The sequence below is a fragment of the Klebsiella sp. HMSC09D12 genome, assembly GCF_001808475.1.
Taxonomy (GTDB): Bacteria; Pseudomonadota; Gammaproteobacteria; order Enterobacterales; family Enterobacteriaceae; genus Klebsiella; species Klebsiella oxytoca.
This window is the reverse complement of record NZ_KV793500.1, coordinates 70292-87154: the sequence shown is the minus strand read 5'-3', so window position 1 is coordinate 87154 and position 16863 is coordinate 70292. Positions and strand designations below refer to the sequence as shown.

Sequence of the window (16863 nt, the reverse complement as noted above, 5' to 3'; positions counted from 1 at the left end):
CATCCCTGCTAACGGCGCATACATCACAAAACTACTCTTTAGCAGTAAACCAATAGTAACAACAAAAACATAATAAATGTTATCACCATTTTTTATTTAATTGGATTCTGTGTGCCGTTTCAAATTCTTTGCGCCAAATGAAACAACAACCAATACTTTTGAATGAATTGGAAATAATCTATAACAAAAAATTACATCATGCATTAATTAACCATGCCCGATACCTATTAAATTTATTTAAAAAAACTTTAAATCTCGCACAAAAATCGCTTTTAAAGTTAAAACAATAGTTATAAGAAAATGATAATTAATTTCTTACGCCTGATATGTTTATAATTATTGATTAGTAAATCTTCCATTGCAGTAATCCTTGCCTCCTTATATATTTTAAAAAGTAGTTTCCTGGCACTCAAAGCGAATAATATGTAGATTTTAATTTAATGATTAAACAATAAGTAATAAGAGGCATATCATGTACAGCTATCGTTGGGCCAAATTCCTGGTTGCTGGCGCAAAATATAATGACAGTCATTTCCTGCTGGTAGAGTTTTATATTCATCACGAACTCGATGGCGTCATTAAACCAGGCATTTGCAGAAACAGACAATGGGTATTAAGCCAATTAGTTAATGGTTCTACTTTATTTACTTTAAATCAAAACAATAATAAATGGGAAAAGAAGGATAGAATAATTCTCAACCAAGTTGCTGGTAGATATTATATTAGGACGAATCCCTCTCCTCATCCCGGCGATGATATAGGCTATCATTTTACTCAAGGCTGTATGATATAAATGAAAAACTTGTTTTATCAACTACAGGTATAATGACAATGTGGAAAATATGTTCGATTCTGGATATTATTCGCAGTAGCAATGAGAAACCATTGATAATAATTGTTAACGACAGTATGCATCTCCGACTTATCAGACCCTCTCTCTCATGTGAGCAAATCAGGAAGATAAGCATCGAACAACTTGAGGAGATCATCATCAGAGAATTGTAACGTACTGGGCTGACGCTAAATTAGCGCATTAATCATTTTAATTCCTCATTTTCACTATCATTACGCTTACCAATACACCCGATATCGGGTGTATTGGTACCGCCAACGTGAAAGAGAACCAGCGGCCACATAATTTACATTTTTATACTAATCAATGTTCAAGGGCAAGCGCGCAGACATGCTCAACATGAGACAGATCGTGGTATAAGTCAGGTAAGGTCATTTTCTGGCGAATAACCATTTTCAAATTAACCTCAATCTTTCCCTTTTTAAGGTCTCTAATCGTAATATTCTCGATAATATTTTTTTGCTGATGGATACGGCTTATCAGCTTTTCAAGGGCCCCTCGTTCATCAAGAACCACCCGTACTTTCACTTTTCCGGGGAACTGATTTTTAGTTTGCAGGAATATAATGAACGGGCTTAATTTTATCGCCAATAAGAACAAACCCGTGGCGAAAAAAGCATGAAAATAAAAACCGGCGCCGCAGGTAATTCCAACCCCGGCTGATGCCCAGACAATGGCCGCCGTCGTCAGGCCTGAAATAGCATCGTCGTGTCGATGCAGAATCACTCCCGCCCCCAGAAAACCGACGCCGCTGATAATCTGGGCCGCCAGGCGCATCGGATCGCTACGAATGTTCATCGAAATTTCAGCATAGTATTCCGCCGACTGTATTGAAACGATGGTTAACACACAGCTGGCGACAGACAAAATGACGCAGGTTTTGAATCCGACAGGTTTCCCTTTCGATTCTCTTTCCAGGCCAATGATGCCTCCCAGAATAAACGCAATGCTGATTTTGACGATGGTCAATAACGGAAACCATCCGTGATCGACGATCGTGGCGGCCAGATTATTCATATCATTACCTTAATGAAAGATCCGTTATCAATCAGGAGTTCGCTTTCTTCAATGCGAGATCCGTTTTGCGTTTTGACAGATCGTCGCGGAAGAAAATCAGGAAGAAGACGCTCACTACCGCGGCGACACCGGCTGAAACTAACCAGAATGTTTCCCATTGCGGTAACGCTTCCGGCCCTTGCTCTGTCACGGTACTGTTAAAAATCTGCCCGCAAACGGTAGAAGCAAACAGCAGCCCGACGCCGTTGGAGACGATAAACCTCAAGCTTTGCGCCTGCGCTTTGATCTCTGGCGCGGCTTTGCGGTCAACATAAATATCGCCGACGGTAAAGAAAAAGTCCCAGCAGAATCCCTGTAACATCAGGCCAATCAGCACAAACATCATGTTGGCATCCAGCGAGGCATGAGCAAACAACAGCGTGCGGATGATCCAGCAAACGGCCCCCAGCATCAGCGTGATTTTAAAGCCGGCTTTTAGTAAGAAGAACGAAAGCAGGAACATGAAAATCACTTCGCAGGCAATCCCGATCTGCATCATTGATGCGGCATTTTCGAACCCCAGCGCTTTCAAAAAGACCGGAATATAGGCGGAATATGCGGTTTTGGGGATCATTAAGACAAAGATACTCAGCATCAGCACGCTGAAGCTACGATCTTTGAAGAGTGCCAGAGCATCGAGACATAACAGATCGCGCAGCACAAAAGCGTTTCCTTTTGCTTTTGGCGGCGTATTCGGCAATGTGAAGCAATATAAGCCCAGGACGACGCCGGAAGCTGCCGCAATATACCAGGTAACGGTGTTGCCGGAATAGCCCATTTCACCAATGATAAAGCCGATTGCCATAAAGCCGAAGGTGCCAAAAACGCGGATGAATGGGAAATATTTAACCCCATTGATATGGCTGAAACTGATACTGTTAGCCAGCGCCGTTGTCGGATAAAACAGCAGACCGACCAGGAAAATCATGGTCAGCGTCATGCCGGTATTTTGCGCTTCAATAAATTGCGGAACAAACAGCAGAACGCCAGCATTGACTAAGTGCAGGATCGCCATGACCTTTTGTGACGCAAAGAAGCGATCGGCCACCATACCAATAAATAACGGTGAAATAATTGTCGCTAATCCGAGCAAGGCATAGGATGAGCCGATTATGGTCGCCATTCCATAGGTACTTAATACCAGCCCCATGGTCATATTCCAGGCGCCCTGCATAAAGTACTGTATGAACATCATAATTAACAGGCGTGGTGTTTTATTAAGGTCCATATTGCATATCCTTTATTGGTTAATGCTCAGGTTAAGCCCGTCCCAGGCGACAAGAATGTTCTCTTTATCGCATGCTGCTACTAGCTCATCGTGCAGGAGACCGCCGCTGTGTGAAATATGCGAGACGATAAGTTGACTTGTTTTCTTCAGGCAGCCCAGTTCCGCCAGTCTGTCTCTGGCAGCGAACACCGTTTCCAGACTCATATGGTTATTGGTACGATTTTCTCCATTAAAGCCGTAAGTACACTCCAGAACGGCCAGATCGATTTTTTTGCCTTCCAGCCACTGCCAGGTGAGCTCAGGAAACCAGCCAGAGTCATGACCGTAAAATATTGACTGGCCCTCTTTTTCGATAAACCAGGTATAACAAAGCTCCCATTTAGCATGGTTAGCCAGCAGCGGAGTTATCCGATAACCACGGGTTTCTACGGTGACGAAGGGCACCAGGCAATGAAAGGCAAAGCGCTCTGCGCTAAAGCCCGGCAAAACCTCTGCCGCACCGTTAATCGCACGATCGTTACCAAAGATATTCAGCGGATGGGTAATCTCAAATCCGTAACCCTCCATTCGGCTGAAAAGATCGCCGACGTTGAAATGATCGGGATGAGTATGGGTAAACAGAAGCGACCTGATTTCAGTTGCGTCCATGTCGTCGCGCAGCAGCTGCTGGCTAAATTCCGGCGCGACGTCAATCAACAGTTGATCATCAATAATCGCGGAAGAGTGTGTACGAATGTCTTTTCCCTTACGTATACGGGCTTGCTGACAGTGCTCGCAGCGGCAAAACGGGTTAGGTATCCCTTCAGACGCTGCCGTTCCCAGAAAATGGATCTTCATGATTTCCTCTTATCACTAACAGGTTGCTGTTTTTATCATCAGAAATGTAATCAAACGTAATTGGAACGTGTCAATTATGATTCTGCCGTTTAACAGGAACAACGATCTTTTTCCCCAGAAGTGATCCCCTTCAAAAACTTATTGTGTTTATCTTAAATTTCAACAAATTGTCATTTTTACTACATGGTTACTCGTCTCAAGCCGGAAAAGATTAATATTTTTAATGTCTATAAATCACACAAAATTATTTTGTAACGTTCAAATAACACCGGCAACGATAGTTTTCAGCGGTATGCCGTGCTAGCATCAACGCATGAGGGTAAGGATTAAAATATGCCAACAATCAAAGACATAGCAAAGATAGCCGGTGTGTCACACGGCACTGTCTCGAACGTACTTAATGGCAGAGGAAATGTCAGCGTTGAGAAGATTGAAGCGGTTCAACGAGCGGCTAAGGAAGTGGGCTATCAGTTAAATGCGCAGGCGCAATCGTTAAGAGCCAGTAAAAGCCAGGGGGTGGCGCTGCTGCTGCCAGACATTAATGCGGAGCAGTATTACCAGCTTTACCGGGGCTTACATCAGGTGTGTCAGCCATCATTAAGCGAACCGCTGGATCTTTACCTGACCAACGATCTGCCCAACCTGGAACTGGAGATTCTGCAAACGCTGGCGGCAAAATCTTACCAGACCATTGTTACCGTCAGCTGCCTGAGCAATAGCCAACCTTATTATGAAATGCTCAAGCTGCCCGCGGAACAGATCCTTTTTGCGTACCGACAACCTGCCGGAGCTGACAACTATTTCAGCCTCGATTACGTCACTGCGGGTGAACACCTTGCGAGAAGAGCGCTCGCACAGCGGCCGGGCCATATCGGTATCTTTTGCGAACCGCTTGAATATGCTCATAGCGCATGTTTTATTCAGGCGATACAGGAGACCTGCCGGACAGTCAGCCCGCAGACTAAGCTCACCGTTTTATCCTCGCAGGCGGGCGAGTCTAACACCGTAGCGTTTGATTTTTTCCGCGGCGTTCCCCCCGATATTTTCATCACTCAGGATAGTGATAAAACGCGAGCCGTGACGCAGGCAGCCTGGTTTGGTAGCGCGCAGTCCTGTCCGCCGATACTGCAGTTAAGTGATAATCTTCCGGCAGCCTTCGACGGCGTCACAAACTACCAGATGGACTATGGTCGCCTGGGTACCGCCATCGCTTCCCATATTCGCCAGCCTAAAAAACAGGTAACGCATCGAATTCTGACAAATAGCGGATTTTCATTAGATGGCCAATCCGTCCAGCCGCCTGAGACCGAGGCGACGCTGAATATGTTAATTTTGCCCAGCCCCTCAACCGATGCGCTGAAAAAACTGTTACCTCACTTTTATCGTCAGACCGGTATCAAGGTAAATCTTGCGGTTTATCCTTATGATGAAGTGTTTGAAATTCTTTCCCATCTTCATCTGCATCCCTATTACGATCTCCTGCGCATCGATATGGCCTGTTTTCCCTGGTTTGCAGAAAAAGCGTTATTGCCGCTGGAGTCGATTTCCCCTGCGCTGCCGCAGCTGCTGACTCATTTTTCTGACCAGATTCGACAGCACTTCAGCATGGTGAATGGCACCGCGTGGGCCATCCCCTTTGATGCCAGTATGCAGCTCCTGTTTTACCGACGCGATCTCTTTGAAGATGCGACGATAAAACGGATGTTCTACGAAACGACGGGCAAAGAGTTAACGCTACCCGAAAACTTTGCGCAATTTGATGAGTTAGCGGCTTTCTTCAGCCGCCAGCATCAGCCGGATAACAGACTGCGCCCGATGGGCACGGCGGTGACCTTAGGCAGCTCAGGGCTTATCGCCACGGAATATCTGCTGCGTTACTACGCGCTCGGCGGACGTCTGGTTCGCGAAGGCGAACCGGTTCAACTGGAGACTTCGCTTGCCGCTACGGCGCTTGAACAGTACCTGCAACAGCTCTCCGTCGCCGTGAATCTCTCAGGAGAATGGTGGAGTGACGCCGTTAAGCAGTTTGAGCGCGGCAACCTCGCCATGTTGATCATGTATCTCAATTTGTTCAATGACGTCGCGCATAGCCCTATCGCCCCCACTATCGGCTATGCTTCAGTCCCGGGACAGCTTCCACAGTTGGGAGGGGGATCCATTGGGATGTCCCGCTACAGCAAAAAGGAAAAACAGGTTGAGCAGTTCTTCCACTGGCTTTATTCCGATGAAATTGCGCGTCATCTGGTTCTGCTCGGAGGAAACTGCGCCTGGTCAGGGGTTTGTCACGATCAGAACGTCCTTAACCTCTATCCATGGTTTAATTTATTGAATGAAAAGGGCATGGTCGGGATAAGAGAGTCGCAGGGTACGCAGGGTAAGCCTTTCAACCTGCGCCAGGCAGAAATTATTATCGGCCAGGGCGTGACGAACGCGATAAATGGGATTATGGATGTCTCTCAGGCCGTGGAATACATTAACAGGCGAATAAAAAATGAAACCGGCGCCTGAGGCCAGGAAAGCGAGCGTGCCATTCACCGTTTTTCTTCAGGCGTGCCCCGGTGTCCTGGCAAAATGCTGTTTTAGCTGCGGCTGCGCCCGAGACGAAGCGCAACCGCATGGATAGCGTGTCAATCCACTTCCAGGATGCTCTCTCTGCAGCGCAGGCGCGACATCCAGTTATTGATATTTTTTAACACGGCGATTGAGTAGAATGCGCCATTAACGTCATGTCATCAGCCTCTACTAATATCATTCAAAAGCAGGGATTCGCTTCTTTACAGATAGCAAAATATGCAGCTTAAACCACTCACCAAAGGTCGTTTTCATAGCATTTGGCAACAGGATGATGCATTTATCGAGAGAACGTTTCGCGAGCTACTCTCAGATAAGCAGCTTATTGCCGAAAATGAGCATCTTTATCATCAGGGCCAGGTTGTTGACCGCTTAATCATGGTCGAATCGGGCAGAATATCTCTGCGTTACAGCGCGGAAAACGGCCGTCGCTTCCAGCTGGGTGCAATGGAATGCGATGAGCAACTCTTTGGTGAAATGGAGTTTTTCACAGGCTATCGCTGTCAGCTGGATATCGTAGCAGAGGAACCACTTACCGTTGCGGTATGCAGCTGCGAGCGGCTCGAAGAAGCATTGAATCAACATCCTAAACTGGCGATATTTTTTGCCAGCGCCATGGCGGTAGACTACCAGGATATGCTGGAAATCTTCTTGCATCGCATGCTCTACCCCATCGTTCATAATGTTGCCTATGACCTCTACCGGCAGCACCTGAACAAACAGCCAATGGATGGATTCAGTAAGAATTATCAGGAAGCGGAAAGATTCGGCACCACCGACCGCGTTTATCGCCGCGCGGTTAAAGCGCTGATTGATGCCGGACTGGTAGTACGAACTAAACAAGGCATTGCAATTCAGGATCTTGATGGGTTGCGGAAGTTTCTCGGCAACGATATTGCTGAATGACGCGCCGGAGACGGCGCGCCATTCATATCCAATTAAAACTTCCAGGTGAGACTAAAGTAGTGCCCAAGCCCGGTTGTACGGCCTGCGCCGCCGTGGTTTTGCATCAACGCCATATTGCGGAAATATTTCAAGCCGTAACCTACGGCATAATTTTCCGTATGCCAGTAGATACCGTTATACCATTCAATCGCATTGTTACTGTAAAGCGACCGATCGCTATTTTTATTCGCCGCAAACTGATAATCGAAATACCCCTGGTAATTTAAATAGCTACCATTGGCAAACTGGTAAAAGGGGGTTGACCAGTTCGTGGAGAACATATATCCGTCCCACTTGCCTTCGTTTTCGGCGCCATAGTTTTCCCGTACATAGTGAGCATAGACGTTCATCCCTACCATCCCGAACCACGGGACTTTCACATCCGTACCAAGCCCTATATAGTGCTCAAATAATTCGCGATCGCCAATGTTATTGACCGTTGCGATATAAAACTCGTTGAATGGGCCGACGGATAAATCTTTGTTAAAAATGGCATCCAGTGAAAAACGCGGCGATATCTTAGCAAAAAAGTTATCTCCGCCATGGCGATCGTCATGTTTACTGTCAAAGATGTCAAAAATATCAACATAGCCGTAAAGATCGACAATACCCGAGCGCGCGCCAAACTCAAGTTCAAGATAGGTATCGTTGCGAATTCCGTATGGGACTTTAGCATCCACGCTCTGCATAAGATTCATTTGCATCCAGCTAAAGTCATTCTTTCTGATATTGCCGTCACGATAGTCAGCTGCTATTGCCTGAGAACAGCCAACGCTAATTATCATTGCTAATAATGTTTTTTTGGCATTAAACATATTCCATTCCTTTGATAAAACCTGAGCCTTATTACTCCTGCAATGGAGCAATTCCGCAAAGTTAAACTGAAAAGAGAGATGGTTTTATTGTACTACTTTACGTTTTAATTTAAGGGTAGCCACCAGCATGACAAAAATAATGAAATATAAAACAGGTATCGCATACATGATTTTCTGCAGTCCCATCGTTTTTTCCATTAACGCGCTGATCGCCGGGCTAAACATGGCGCCCGCGCTTCCGCTAATTAATATATAAGATACATTTTGACTGCTGGCGCGTTTAACAAAGGATACGCCATAGGCAATAAACGAGTTGTAAAGCGCTGCACATACAAAGCCATAGCTGTAAGCCAGGTAATCTAAGCCAGAAAGCGTTTCTTTAGTGACGATAATCGTCGTAATGACGCAGGCCAGTAAAATAATGCTCAACAAAAAATAGTGTATCTTCACCCGGGCGACAATACCGGTTGAAACTAATGCCCCCACCAGCGCAGCTCCCCAATATTGAGTAATGATGTTTCCAGCCTCTTCAAAGGGAATGCCAAATTTGTTTTTCACAAACAGCGGCGCCCATGTCAGGAAGGTATAAAGCGCCAGCATGCCAAGAAACAGGCCAATCCCGCCGCTGATAATTCCAGGGTTCCATTCGGATTTTACCGCGTCTGAGGGGCCCGAAGAGGGCGCTGCTTCACAGGCATTGAAGCGGGTCAGGGCCACAATCCCCAGCGTGACAAGCGCCACCATACCGACGCTCAGGTAACTGTAGCTCCATGACATGTTGTGCGTCAGGGCAAAGGTGGTGATCAGCGGGAAGATCACGCCCGCAACGTTGAAGGTGGCATCCTGGACCACCAGCATCGTGCTCTGGATACGGTCCTGCCAAACGGAAACCACGATGGTACCCGCTACGCACAGGCCAATGCCGCCGCAGAGCCCCACCAGGGTCATCGCCACCATAACAGACCACAGTTCACTGCTTACATGCATCGCCAGCGCGCAAAGGAAAACCACGGAGTAGATCATCAGCGTCATGCGTTTTACGCCGATTTTTTCAATAAGGAAAAATGCCGCTATCGTCCCTGCCAGGGCTCCTCCGTTGAGTAAAGAGAAAATAGACGCAACCGCGTTGATATCCGCATTATAATGCTCTGCAATGGGCTCAATCAGCATGCCAAACTGGCTGGCAAACCCCGCCATAATAAAGTTCGCCAGAAAGCTAATTAGGGTAAGTGAGAGTTTATTTTTCATATAAAACACCCCTACTGGTGTCAATTGAACAAGAGCTAAGCTGTAATCGCCGTATTCAGAGCCAGCTCGATCATATTATTGAAAGTTAACTGCCGCTCTTCAGCTGTGGTCTCTTCTCCGGTGAGGCAATGATCGGAGACCGTTAAAATGGCAAGAGCTTCAATTGCAAACTGATGAGCTAAGGCATAAAGACCGGCAACTTCCATATCAATCCCCAGCACTCCAAACTTCTCCAGCGCAGGGATCAGATTTTCATCCGGGTCGTAATAGAGATCGCCGCTAAAGACGTTGCCAACTTTTATATCAATGCCACTTTTTTGCGCAATCAACCATGCCTGATGCAACAGTTTAAAATCAGCGGATGTCGCCATTGAATAACCTGAACTGCGTTTCAGGTTGGTGATAGAATCTGTTCCGGCGGCAACAGCCAATATAATGTCACGCATTTTAACATGCTGCTGAGTCGCCCCCAGGCTGCCTACGCGAATGATTCTCTTAACGCCAAAGTCATTAACCAGTTCATGGGCATAAAGCGTCATTGATGGTATTCCCATTCCATGTCCCATCACCGATACAGGCTGCCCGAAATAATAACCTGTGTATCCCAGCATATTGCGAACGTTCGTCACTTCCCGATAGTCCAGCAGATAATTTTCAGCGATAAATTTAGCGCGCAAGGGATCGCCAGGCATAATAACAGTTGAAGCAAAATCGCCGGATTTGGCATTAATATGTGCAGTCATAACAGCTCCAGAATTTTATTAGTGAAGATATGCTGAAAGTGTATCCTGCGGTAAGTCAGGTACGGAGGACAAAAGTCCTGCTCAAACGATCGGCTTCTCATTTTTGAGAGTTATTCTTTTAAGCGGCACGAATATCCCGGCTTTACAAATAATAAAAAGACGCATCCGCATATTCGGAAAAGACAGCTCCTTTTGCTACATAGATCCGGGGACGTTCTGAAACGATTGTTATTCTCGATACGAAGCCCTCCTTCTACTCCCTTGAGATTTACGCCAGGGAATAATGAAGCGTGGCCCACAGCGCTATAATAACGTCCGGATTCAGAATAATAATAAGATGAAAGCCCCGGCTTTTCTGCCAGGGCTTTGTCAGCACTCTGCGTCCTTAAGGAAAAAAACCGGACTCAGTAATAGTACACGTAGGGCCTGGAGCGATGAGGAAATAAGATCCCGTCAGGATCGCCTCCTTTCATGATTCGCCGGAGCGCTACGAACTCCTTCGCCCGACGGGGTCTGGTCATAAACATACGCGTCCAGGTCGACGGGCAATGACAAGTGTTAAAGTCGGGCCAAAGCCAGGAAGCGCGATGACGATGGTGCATCATCTTTCCTTCGAACCCTGGATAGCCAACATGGCAATGTGGTTTGGGTTTACCGTTACGATCGCGGTCTCTTCGTGAATTAAAAACAGACATTAAAGGTTCCTGCTATGGATAGTTACCTCATATGTCCTCCTTATATTTTGCCTGCGCGCGCTGCTCCTGTATGCCTGGTCCGTACCAGTCACGCTTGTGCCCACACATCCAACAGGAACAACAACATGGAGTGGTATAGTGGCGCCCCTGATCTTTTGGACTGCCGTTACGCACAGCGTTGTCGTTTCGCCGTTTATGCCTCATGCGACGCATGTGATGGCGTCGTTCCGCACGGGTTCTTGCCATGGTTCTTCCTCATATTGAGCGCGGTCATCAACCGCGTGGATATGAAGAAAGTCATTTTGGCGTTCAATGGGGCCATATTGACTCGCTCAGGATGCCTCGTTAAGCGGTTTGCAGTAGATATTGTCAATGTAGTGGACAAGGGCAGGCACGTCAGAAAACCAGTTTTGTTCTCCGCGAGCGAGAAAATCAGCAATAGCGCTTTCAATTACACTCCGACTGAGCACTTCAGCGTCAACCACCATTTTCAAGCCGATTCCTGCTGCGTAGCCCGGCAATATGCGGTAACCGCAATAAACTGGCGGTGGATTAGTACGCGCAATTTCTCGCGCACGTTTATCGGCAAAATCACTTATGGATAATCCCTCAAGCTGCGAGTCATTCAGTTGAGGCTTTCGTCCCCATGTATAGCTAATCGTTTTTCCATCGCGATTAATATCTGGTATGAAATCGAGATGCATTGCCTGACGCTGGCTGGCAGCGTCAAGCCGCAATAGCGCCTCATTGAAAGCAGCCTCTTCTATCTCATCGCTAAAAGCCACATTCGCCGTGATGATCTCCGCATTCCAGAAAACGGCTGGGTCACGACCGAGAAAAACTATATCGCTCCAGGTCCAGCCCCCGCTGGCAACTGCCGCATCATGTTCGCATTCGTCATAGAAGACGCCGCCCCAGACAGCACGCTCTTTGTAGATAAGATTTTTGATTTTGAGAGTCGCGCTCCGACGTTTACGGCGCGAAAGTGAGGTGAAGAGAACATGATTGCGGGCCATGGGTATCTCTGCGAATTGTCGCTGGGAGAAATCCAGCTGCACAGAATACAGGGGAGAGATTTAAAGTAAAAGATTTTTGTGCTGGTCAAAACAACGTAGTGTTCCGCCAGCAGATAGGGCTGAATAATGGCTAAGCAGGCAGAATAATAAACGACCTTATCGCACAGAAATCAGCCAACCTACTGAATTTAGGGCATAAAAAAAGACGTAGAATAACGTCTGTTTACTGCAAAATGGTACGCCCTACAGGGTTCGAACCTGTGACCTACGGCTTAGAAGGCCGTTGCTCTATCCAGCTGAGCTAAGGGCGCATTGAGAAGCGGGAGCTTCGTGATGTGCAATCGCCGGAATTATACGGTCCACGCCTGATGAGTCAATGTATTTTGCCGCGAAACTGCGGTTGTCTGTGCAACCTGCCTGGTTTAGCTGCGAAAGGAGTATAAAGTTTATTCAACCTTATGTTTATGCACGGTAACTTTGCTTTCGACTCCATGCGCTTTTTGGCTTCGCTCGCGGCAGGATTATGCAGGGATTGCAGCGGTCGCCTTACCAAAGCAAGATAAAATCTTAAACGAAGACTGACAGCGAGGCTGGCTTCTGACAAAATATCGCCATCCCCCTTTCGTAAAGATACAGATGGAATCCTCTCTCTGATGGCAGCAAAAATTATTGACGGTAAAACGATTGCGCAGCAGGTACGCTCTGAGGTTGCGGAAAAAGTGAAGGCTCGCGTGGCGGCCGGATTTCGAGCACCAGGCCTGGCCGTCGTGCTGGTCGGCAGCAACCCGGCATCGCAGATTTATGTCGGCAGCAAGCGCAAAGCGTGTGAAGAGGTAGGCTTCGTCTCCCGCTCGTACGATCTCCCGGAAACCACCAGCGAAGCAGAGCTGCTGGAACTTATCGACACCCTGAATGCGGATAGCGCTATCGACGGCATCCTGGTTCAGCTGCCGCTGCCCGCCGGCATTGATAATGTCAAAGTGCTGGAGCGCATTTCGCCGGACAAAGACGTTGACGGTTTCCACCCGTATAACGTTGGCCGCCTGTGCCAGCGCGCCCCGCGCCTGCGTCCATGCACGCCGCGCGGGATCGTCACGCTGCTCGAGCGTTACAACATTGATACCTACGGCCTGAACGCGGTGGTCATTGGCGCCTCCAACATCGTCGGACGCCCGATGAGCATGGAGCTGCTGCTGGCAGGCTGTACTACCACCGTAACCCACCGTTTTACCAAAAACCTGCGTCATCACGTTGAAAACGCCGATCTGCTGATTGTGGCTGTAGGTAAACCGGGCTTTATTCCGGGCGAGTGGATTAAAGAAGGCGCGATCGTGATCGATGTCGGGATTAACCGCCTGGAAAGCGGCAAAGTGGTTGGCGATGTCGTTTATGAAGATGCCGCCGCGCGCGCGTCGTACATTACGCCGGTTCCCGGCGGCGTCGGCCCGATGACCGTAGCCACGCTCATTCAGAACACGCTGCAGGCGTGTGAAGAGTATCACGATATTCAGGAGGCCTGAGATGGCGAATTTTTCTTTAGGCAAACACCCGCACGTTGAACTGTGCGATCTGCTGAAGCTGGAAGGCTGGAGCGAAAGCGGCGCGCAGGCTAAAATCGCTATCGCCGACGGTCTGGTCAAAGTCGACGGTGCGGTGGAAACCCGTAAACGCTGTAAAATCGTCGCCGGTCAGACGGTCAGCTTTGAAGGTCAGAGCGTTACCGTTACCGAGTAAAACGTTCAGGCGCCGCAACCGGCGCCTGTCCCCCCATCCCGACAGATGGTCTCTCGTTTTCCTGCACTTCAGTCAGCGCCGCCATCTTCCGATACCACGTCCTTTGTAGCACAGCCGGTCCCCTGGCGGCCTCCGGCAACCTGCACTTCCGCCTGACACCACTTCTCCCCGACGAACGCTTCAGCCGCTGGTTGGGAGCGTGCGAAGGCGAAATCAGGACCGCGCTTCGTTTCTTAGCCTGAGTCAGGGCAAAAAAATGCCGGGGATGGCCCCGGCTAAAAAGAGAGAATGAGACTACTTACGGCGCCAGGTGGTACCCTGCGGGCCATCTTCCAGCACGATGCCCATCTCATTGAGACGGTCACGCGCGGCATCCGCCGCCGCCCAATCTTTCGCTTTACGCGCGTCCAGACGTTGCTGAATCAAAGACTCGATTTCCGCCACTTCCCCGTCGTCCGCCTGCGCGCCGCTCTGCAGGAAGGCATCCGGCTCCTGTTCGAGCAGACCGAGCACCGCAGAGAGCTTACGCATATGCGCCGCCATCGCGTTGGCCGCGGCGGCATCTTCGGTTTTCAGGCGGTTAACCTCACGCGCCATATCAAACAGCACGGAATAAGCCTCCGGAGTATTAAAATCGTCGTCCATCGCTTCAATGAAGCGCGCTTCAAACGCTTCGCCGCCGGCCGGCGCTGCGGTTTTATCGGTTCCGCGCAGCGCGGTATACAGACGCTCCAGCGCGGAACGCGCCTGTTTTAAGTTCTCTTCGCTGTAGTTCAGCTGACTGCGATAGTGGCCGGACATCAGGAAGTAGCGAATGGTTTCCGCGTCATAGAACTTCAGGACGTCGCGCACGGTAAAGAAGTTGCCCAGCGATTTTGACATCTTCTCGCGGTCAACCATCACCATCCCGGAGTGCATCCAGTAGTTCACGTACTCGCCGTCGCGGGCGCAGGTGGACTGGGCGATTTCGTTTTCATGGTGCGGAAACATCAGATCCGAACCACCGCCGTGAATATCAAAATGGTTGCCCAGCTGTTTGCAGTTCATCGCTGAACACTCAATGTGCCAGCCTGGACGGCCCGCGCCCCACGGCGACGGCCAGCTTGGCTCGCCCTCTTTCGACATTTTCCACAGCACAAAGTCCATTGGATTATGCTTGACGTCAACGACATCAACGCGCGCGCCGGCCTGCAGCTGGTCGAGATCCTGACGCGACAGCTGGCCATAGTTCGGATCGGTTGGGACATCGAACATAACGTCGCCGTTGTCGGCAACATACGCGTGGCCTTTAGCGATCAGCTGCTCGGTAATCTCAATAATTTCCGCAATGTGATGAGTCGCTCGCGGCTCCATATCCGGGCGCAGGATATTCAGCGCGTCGAAGTCTTTGTGCATCTCGGCAATCATGCGGTCCACCAGCGCAACAAAGCTCTCGCCGTTTTCATTGGCACGCTTGATGATTTTGTCGTCAATGTCGGTGATGTTGCGCACATACTTTAGCTTGTAGCCTAAAAAACGCAGATAACGCGCAACCACGTCGAAGGAGACGAAGGTACGGCCATGGCCGATGTGACAGAGGTCGTAAACGGTAATACCACACACGTACATGCCAACTTCCCCGGCATGGATAGGTTTAAATTCTTCTTTTTGGCGCGTCAGTGTATTAAAAATTTTTAACATCGAAGATTCCGTGTAGACGTGTGTGGATATAAGTCGCGTATTCTAACCTTAATTCAACCCCGAAGCAGCACACATTGCAAGGTGATCCAACCTCGCGGTTATGCTATAACAGCCCCCTATATCTCACCCGACACCGGGTGCAGGCACCACAATCATCGGAACAGGATGCAAAAATGGTTACTTTCCACACCAATCATGGCGATATCGTAATCAAGACGTTTGACGACAAAGCGCCGGAAACAGTTAAAAACTTCCTGGACTACTGTCGTGAAGGTTTCTACGACAACACCATTTTCCACCGTGTCATCAACGGTTTTATGATTCAGGGCGGCGGTTTTGAGCCGGGCATGAATCAGAAAACCACCAAATCTCCTATTCAGAACGAAGCTAACAACGGTCTGAAAAACACCCGCGGCACCCTGGCGATGGCCCGTACTCAGGCGCCTCACTCCGCCACCGCGCAGTTCTTCATCAACGTCGCCGATAACGACTTCCTGAACTTCTCCGGCGAAAGCCTGCAGGGTTGGGGCTACTGCGTATTCGCAGAAGTCGTTGAGGGTATGGACGTGGTCGACAAAATCAAAGCGGTCGCCACCGGCCGCAGCGGCATGCATCAGGATGTGCCGAAAGAAGATGTTGTGATCAAAAGCGTCACCGTCAGCGAATAATTCGTGGCGACACTTTTTATTGCGGATTTACATCTGCAAACGGAAGAACCGGCGATTACCGCCGGTTTTCTGCGCTTTTTACAGGGGGAAGCCCGCAAGGCGGACGCCCTGTATATCCTCGGCGACCTGTTTGAAGCCTGGATCGGCGATGACGATCCCAACCCGCTGCATCGGCAAATTGCTTCAGCGCTGAAAGCGCTGGCCGATTCCGGCGTCCCCTGCTACTTCCTTCACGGCAACCGCGATTTTCTCGTCGGTCAGCGCTTTGCCCGCGAAAGCGCCATGACCCTGCTGCCGGAAGAGAAGCTTCTCGACCTCTACGGGCGCAAAGTGCTGATTATGCACGGCGACACCCTCTGCACCGACGATGCCGGCTATCTGGCGTTTCGCGCGAAAGTGCACAATCCCTGGATCCAACGCCTGTTTCTGGCCCTACCGCTGTTTATCCGCCGCCGTATCGCTGCCAGAATGCGCGCCGACAGCAAAGCGGCCAACAGCAGCAAGTCGATGGAAATTATGGATGTGAATCCACAGGCGGTCGTTGACGTTATGGAAAAACATCACGTTCAATGGCTAATTCACGGGCATACGCACCGTCCTGCCGTCCATCCGCTAGAAGCCAACGGTCAATCCGCATATCGCGTGGTTCTGGGCGCATGGCATCACGAAGGCTCCATGGTCAAAGTGACGGCCGAAAAGGTCGAACTGATTCAGTTCCCCTTCTGAGTTCCAGCAAGCACTATTCCGAAAAAGCACTTCAGGCAGCAGAATGGC

The 16863-nt window shown here is 49.2% G+C and carries 16 protein-coding genes and 1 tRNA gene; 8 read left to right on the top strand and 9 right to left on the bottom strand.

What is annotated here, in order from left to right; all coding sequences use genetic code 11:
- Positions 1–472 precede the first annotated feature (472 nt).
- Positions 473–793, top strand: a complete 321-nt coding sequence (locus tag HMPREF3178_RS30315; protein ID WP_004099830.1) for a hypothetical protein — start codon at positions 473–475, stop codon at positions 791–793.
- Between the two features lie 363 nt (positions 794–1156).
- Here HMPREF3178_RS30315 and HMPREF3178_RS21225 read toward each other — a convergent pair whose 3' ends face one another.
- From HMPREF3178_RS21225 to HMPREF3178_RS21215, 3 genes are read right to left on the bottom strand one after another with little or no spacing between them, the layout of a single operon-like run.
- The gene (locus HMPREF3178_RS21225; RefSeq protein WP_004099822.1) at positions 1157–1870 is read right to left on the bottom strand and encodes an MgtC/SapB family protein; all 714 of its coding nucleotides are present in this window, start codon (positions 1868–1870) and stop codon (positions 1157–1159) included.
- Positions 1871–1901: 31 nt separating this feature from the next.
- Positions 1902–3137, bottom strand: coding sequence for an MFS transporter (locus HMPREF3178_RS21220; RefSeq protein WP_004099821.1), 1236 nt, complete (start codon positions 3135–3137; stop codon positions 1902–1904).
- Positions 3138–3149: 12 nt separating this feature from the next.
- On the bottom strand, positions 3150–3974 hold the full coding sequence (locus HMPREF3178_RS21215; protein WP_004099819.1) for an MBL fold metallo-hydrolase: 825 nt from the start codon (positions 3972–3974) through the stop codon (positions 3150–3152).
- A gap of 333 nt (positions 3975–4307) precedes the next feature.
- Here HMPREF3178_RS21215 and HMPREF3178_RS21210 point away from each other — a divergent pair, with 333 nt between their 5' ends.
- A complete protein-coding gene (locus HMPREF3178_RS21210; protein ID WP_029496862.1) occupies positions 4308–6482 on the top strand; it encodes an extracellular solute-binding protein in 2175 nt (724 codons plus the stop codon).
- Between the two features lie 282 nt (positions 6483–6764).
- Positions 6765–7451, top strand: coding sequence for a Crp/Fnr family transcriptional regulator (locus HMPREF3178_RS21205; protein WP_004099815.1), 687 nt, complete (start codon positions 6765–6767; stop codon positions 7449–7451).
- 32 nt (positions 7452–7483) lie between these two features.
- Here HMPREF3178_RS21205 and HMPREF3178_RS21200 read toward each other — a convergent pair whose 3' ends face one another.
- From HMPREF3178_RS21200 to deoD, 3 genes are all read right to left on the bottom strand, one after another.
- A complete protein-coding gene (locus HMPREF3178_RS21200; RefSeq protein WP_004099814.1) occupies positions 7484–8305 on the bottom strand; it encodes a nucleoside-specific channel-forming Tsx family protein in 822 nt (273 codons plus the stop codon).
- A gap of 84 nt (positions 8306–8389) precedes the next feature.
- A complete protein-coding gene (gene tsgA, locus HMPREF3178_RS21195) occupies positions 8390–9553 on the bottom strand; it encodes an MFS transporter TsgA (RefSeq protein WP_004099812.1) in 1164 nt (387 codons plus the stop codon).
- 35 nt (positions 9554–9588) lie between these two features.
- A complete protein-coding gene (gene deoD, locus HMPREF3178_RS21190; RefSeq protein WP_016808742.1) occupies positions 9589–10296 on the bottom strand; it encodes a purine-nucleoside phosphorylase in 708 nt (235 codons plus the stop codon).
- 548 nt (positions 10297–10844) lie between these two features.
- Here deoD and HMPREF3178_RS32035 point away from each other — a divergent pair.
- Positions 10845–10976, top strand: a complete 132-nt coding sequence (locus tag HMPREF3178_RS32035; RefSeq protein WP_257020572.1) for a hypothetical protein — start codon at positions 10845–10847, stop codon at positions 10974–10976.
- Positions 10977–11323: 347 nt separating this feature from the next.
- On the opposite strand, the gene HMPREF3178_RS21185 is transcribed toward HMPREF3178_RS32035, so the two are convergent.
- Positions 11324–12007 carry a hypothetical protein gene (locus HMPREF3178_RS21185; protein WP_017146448.1) on the bottom strand — a complete coding sequence of 228 codons (684 nt, stop codon included), beginning with the start codon at positions 12005–12007 and terminating at the stop codon, positions 11324–11326.
- 234 nt (positions 12008–12241) lie between these two features.
- Positions 12242–12318: transfer RNA gene (locus tag HMPREF3178_RS21180), tRNA-Arg, on the bottom strand.
- 342 nt (positions 12319–12660) lie between these two features.
- Here HMPREF3178_RS21180 and folD point away from each other — a divergent pair.
- Entirely contained in the window at positions 12661–13527 is an 867-nt protein-coding gene (gene folD, locus HMPREF3178_RS21175) for a bifunctional methylenetetrahydrofolate dehydrogenase/methenyltetrahydrofolate cyclohydrolase FolD (RefSeq protein WP_004099791.1), read from the top strand.
- A 1-nt stretch (position 13528) separates the two neighbouring features.
- Positions 13529–13741 (top strand): ribosome-associated protein YbcJ, encoded by a 213-nt coding sequence (ybcJ, locus tag HMPREF3178_RS21170; protein ID WP_004099787.1) that lies wholly within the window; start codon positions 13529–13531, stop codon positions 13739–13741.
- A gap of 294 nt (positions 13742–14035) precedes the next feature.
- Here the strand turns inward: ybcJ and cysS are convergent, their stop codons facing one another.
- Positions 14036–15421 (bottom strand): cysteine--tRNA ligase, encoded by a 1386-nt coding sequence (gene cysS, locus HMPREF3178_RS21165; RefSeq protein ID WP_070585494.1) that lies wholly within the window; start codon positions 15419–15421, stop codon positions 14036–14038.
- Positions 15422–15594: 173 nt separating this feature from the next.
- Between cysS and ppiB the strand changes: the two genes are divergently transcribed.
- The gene (gene ppiB, locus HMPREF3178_RS21160) at positions 15595–16089 is read left to right on the top strand and encodes a peptidylprolyl isomerase B (protein ID WP_004099775.1); all 495 of its coding nucleotides are present in this window, start codon (positions 15595–15597) and stop codon (positions 16087–16089) included.
- Positions 16090–16092: 3 nt separating this feature from the next.
- Entirely contained in the window at positions 16093–16815 is a 723-nt protein-coding gene (lpxH, locus tag HMPREF3178_RS21155) for a UDP-2,3-diacylglucosamine diphosphatase (protein ID WP_004099773.1), read from the top strand.
- The last annotated feature ends 48 nt before the right edge of the window (positions 16816–16863 follow it).

Coding starts and splice junctions, on each gene's coding strand:
- tsgA (WP_004099812.1), bottom strand. CDS start 9,553: ATGAAAAATAAACTCTCACTTACCCTAATTAGCTTTCTGGCGAACTTT.
- ppiB (WP_004099775.1), top strand. CDS start 15,595: ATGGTTACTTTCCACACCAATCATGGCGATATCGTAATCAAGACGTTT.
- HMPREF3178_RS21205 (WP_004099815.1), top strand. CDS start 6,765: ATGCAGCTTAAACCACTCACCAAAGGTCGTTTTCATAGCATTTGGCAA.
- ybcJ (WP_004099787.1), top strand. CDS start 13,529: ATGGCGAATTTTTCTTTAGGCAAACACCCGCACGTTGAACTGTGCGAT.
- deoD (WP_016808742.1), bottom strand. CDS start 10,296: ATGACTGCACATATTAATGCCAAATCCGGCGATTTTGCTTCAACTGTT.
- HMPREF3178_RS21220 (WP_004099821.1), bottom strand. CDS start 3,137: ATGGACCTTAATAAAACACCACGCCTGTTAATTATGATGTTCATACAG.
- HMPREF3178_RS21185 (WP_017146448.1), bottom strand. CDS start 12,007: ATGGCCCGCAATCATGTTCTCTTCACCTCACTTTCGCGCCGTAAACGT.
- HMPREF3178_RS21200 (WP_004099814.1), bottom strand. CDS start 8,305: ATGTTTAATGCCAAAAAAACATTATTAGCAATGATAATTAGCGTTGGC.
- cysS (WP_070585494.1), bottom strand. CDS start 15,421: ATGTTAAAAATTTTTAATACACTGACGCGCCAAAAAGAAGAATTTAAA.
- HMPREF3178_RS21210 (WP_029496862.1), top strand. CDS start 4,308: ATGCCAACAATCAAAGACATAGCAAAGATAGCCGGTGTGTCACACGGC.
- HMPREF3178_RS21225 (WP_004099822.1), bottom strand. CDS start 1,870: ATGAATAATCTGGCCGCCACGATCGTCGATCACGGATGGTTTCCGTTA.
- HMPREF3178_RS21215 (WP_004099819.1), bottom strand. CDS start 3,974: ATGAAGATCCATTTTCTGGGAACGGCAGCGTCTGAAGGGATACCTAAC.
- HMPREF3178_RS30315 (WP_004099830.1), top strand. CDS start 473: ATGTACAGCTATCGTTGGGCCAAATTCCTGGTTGCTGGCGCAAAATAT.
- folD (WP_004099791.1), top strand. CDS start 12,661: ATGGCAGCAAAAATTATTGACGGTAAAACGATTGCGCAGCAGGTACGC.
- HMPREF3178_RS32035 (WP_257020572.1), top strand. CDS start 10,845: ATGACAAGTGTTAAAGTCGGGCCAAAGCCAGGAAGCGCGATGACGATG.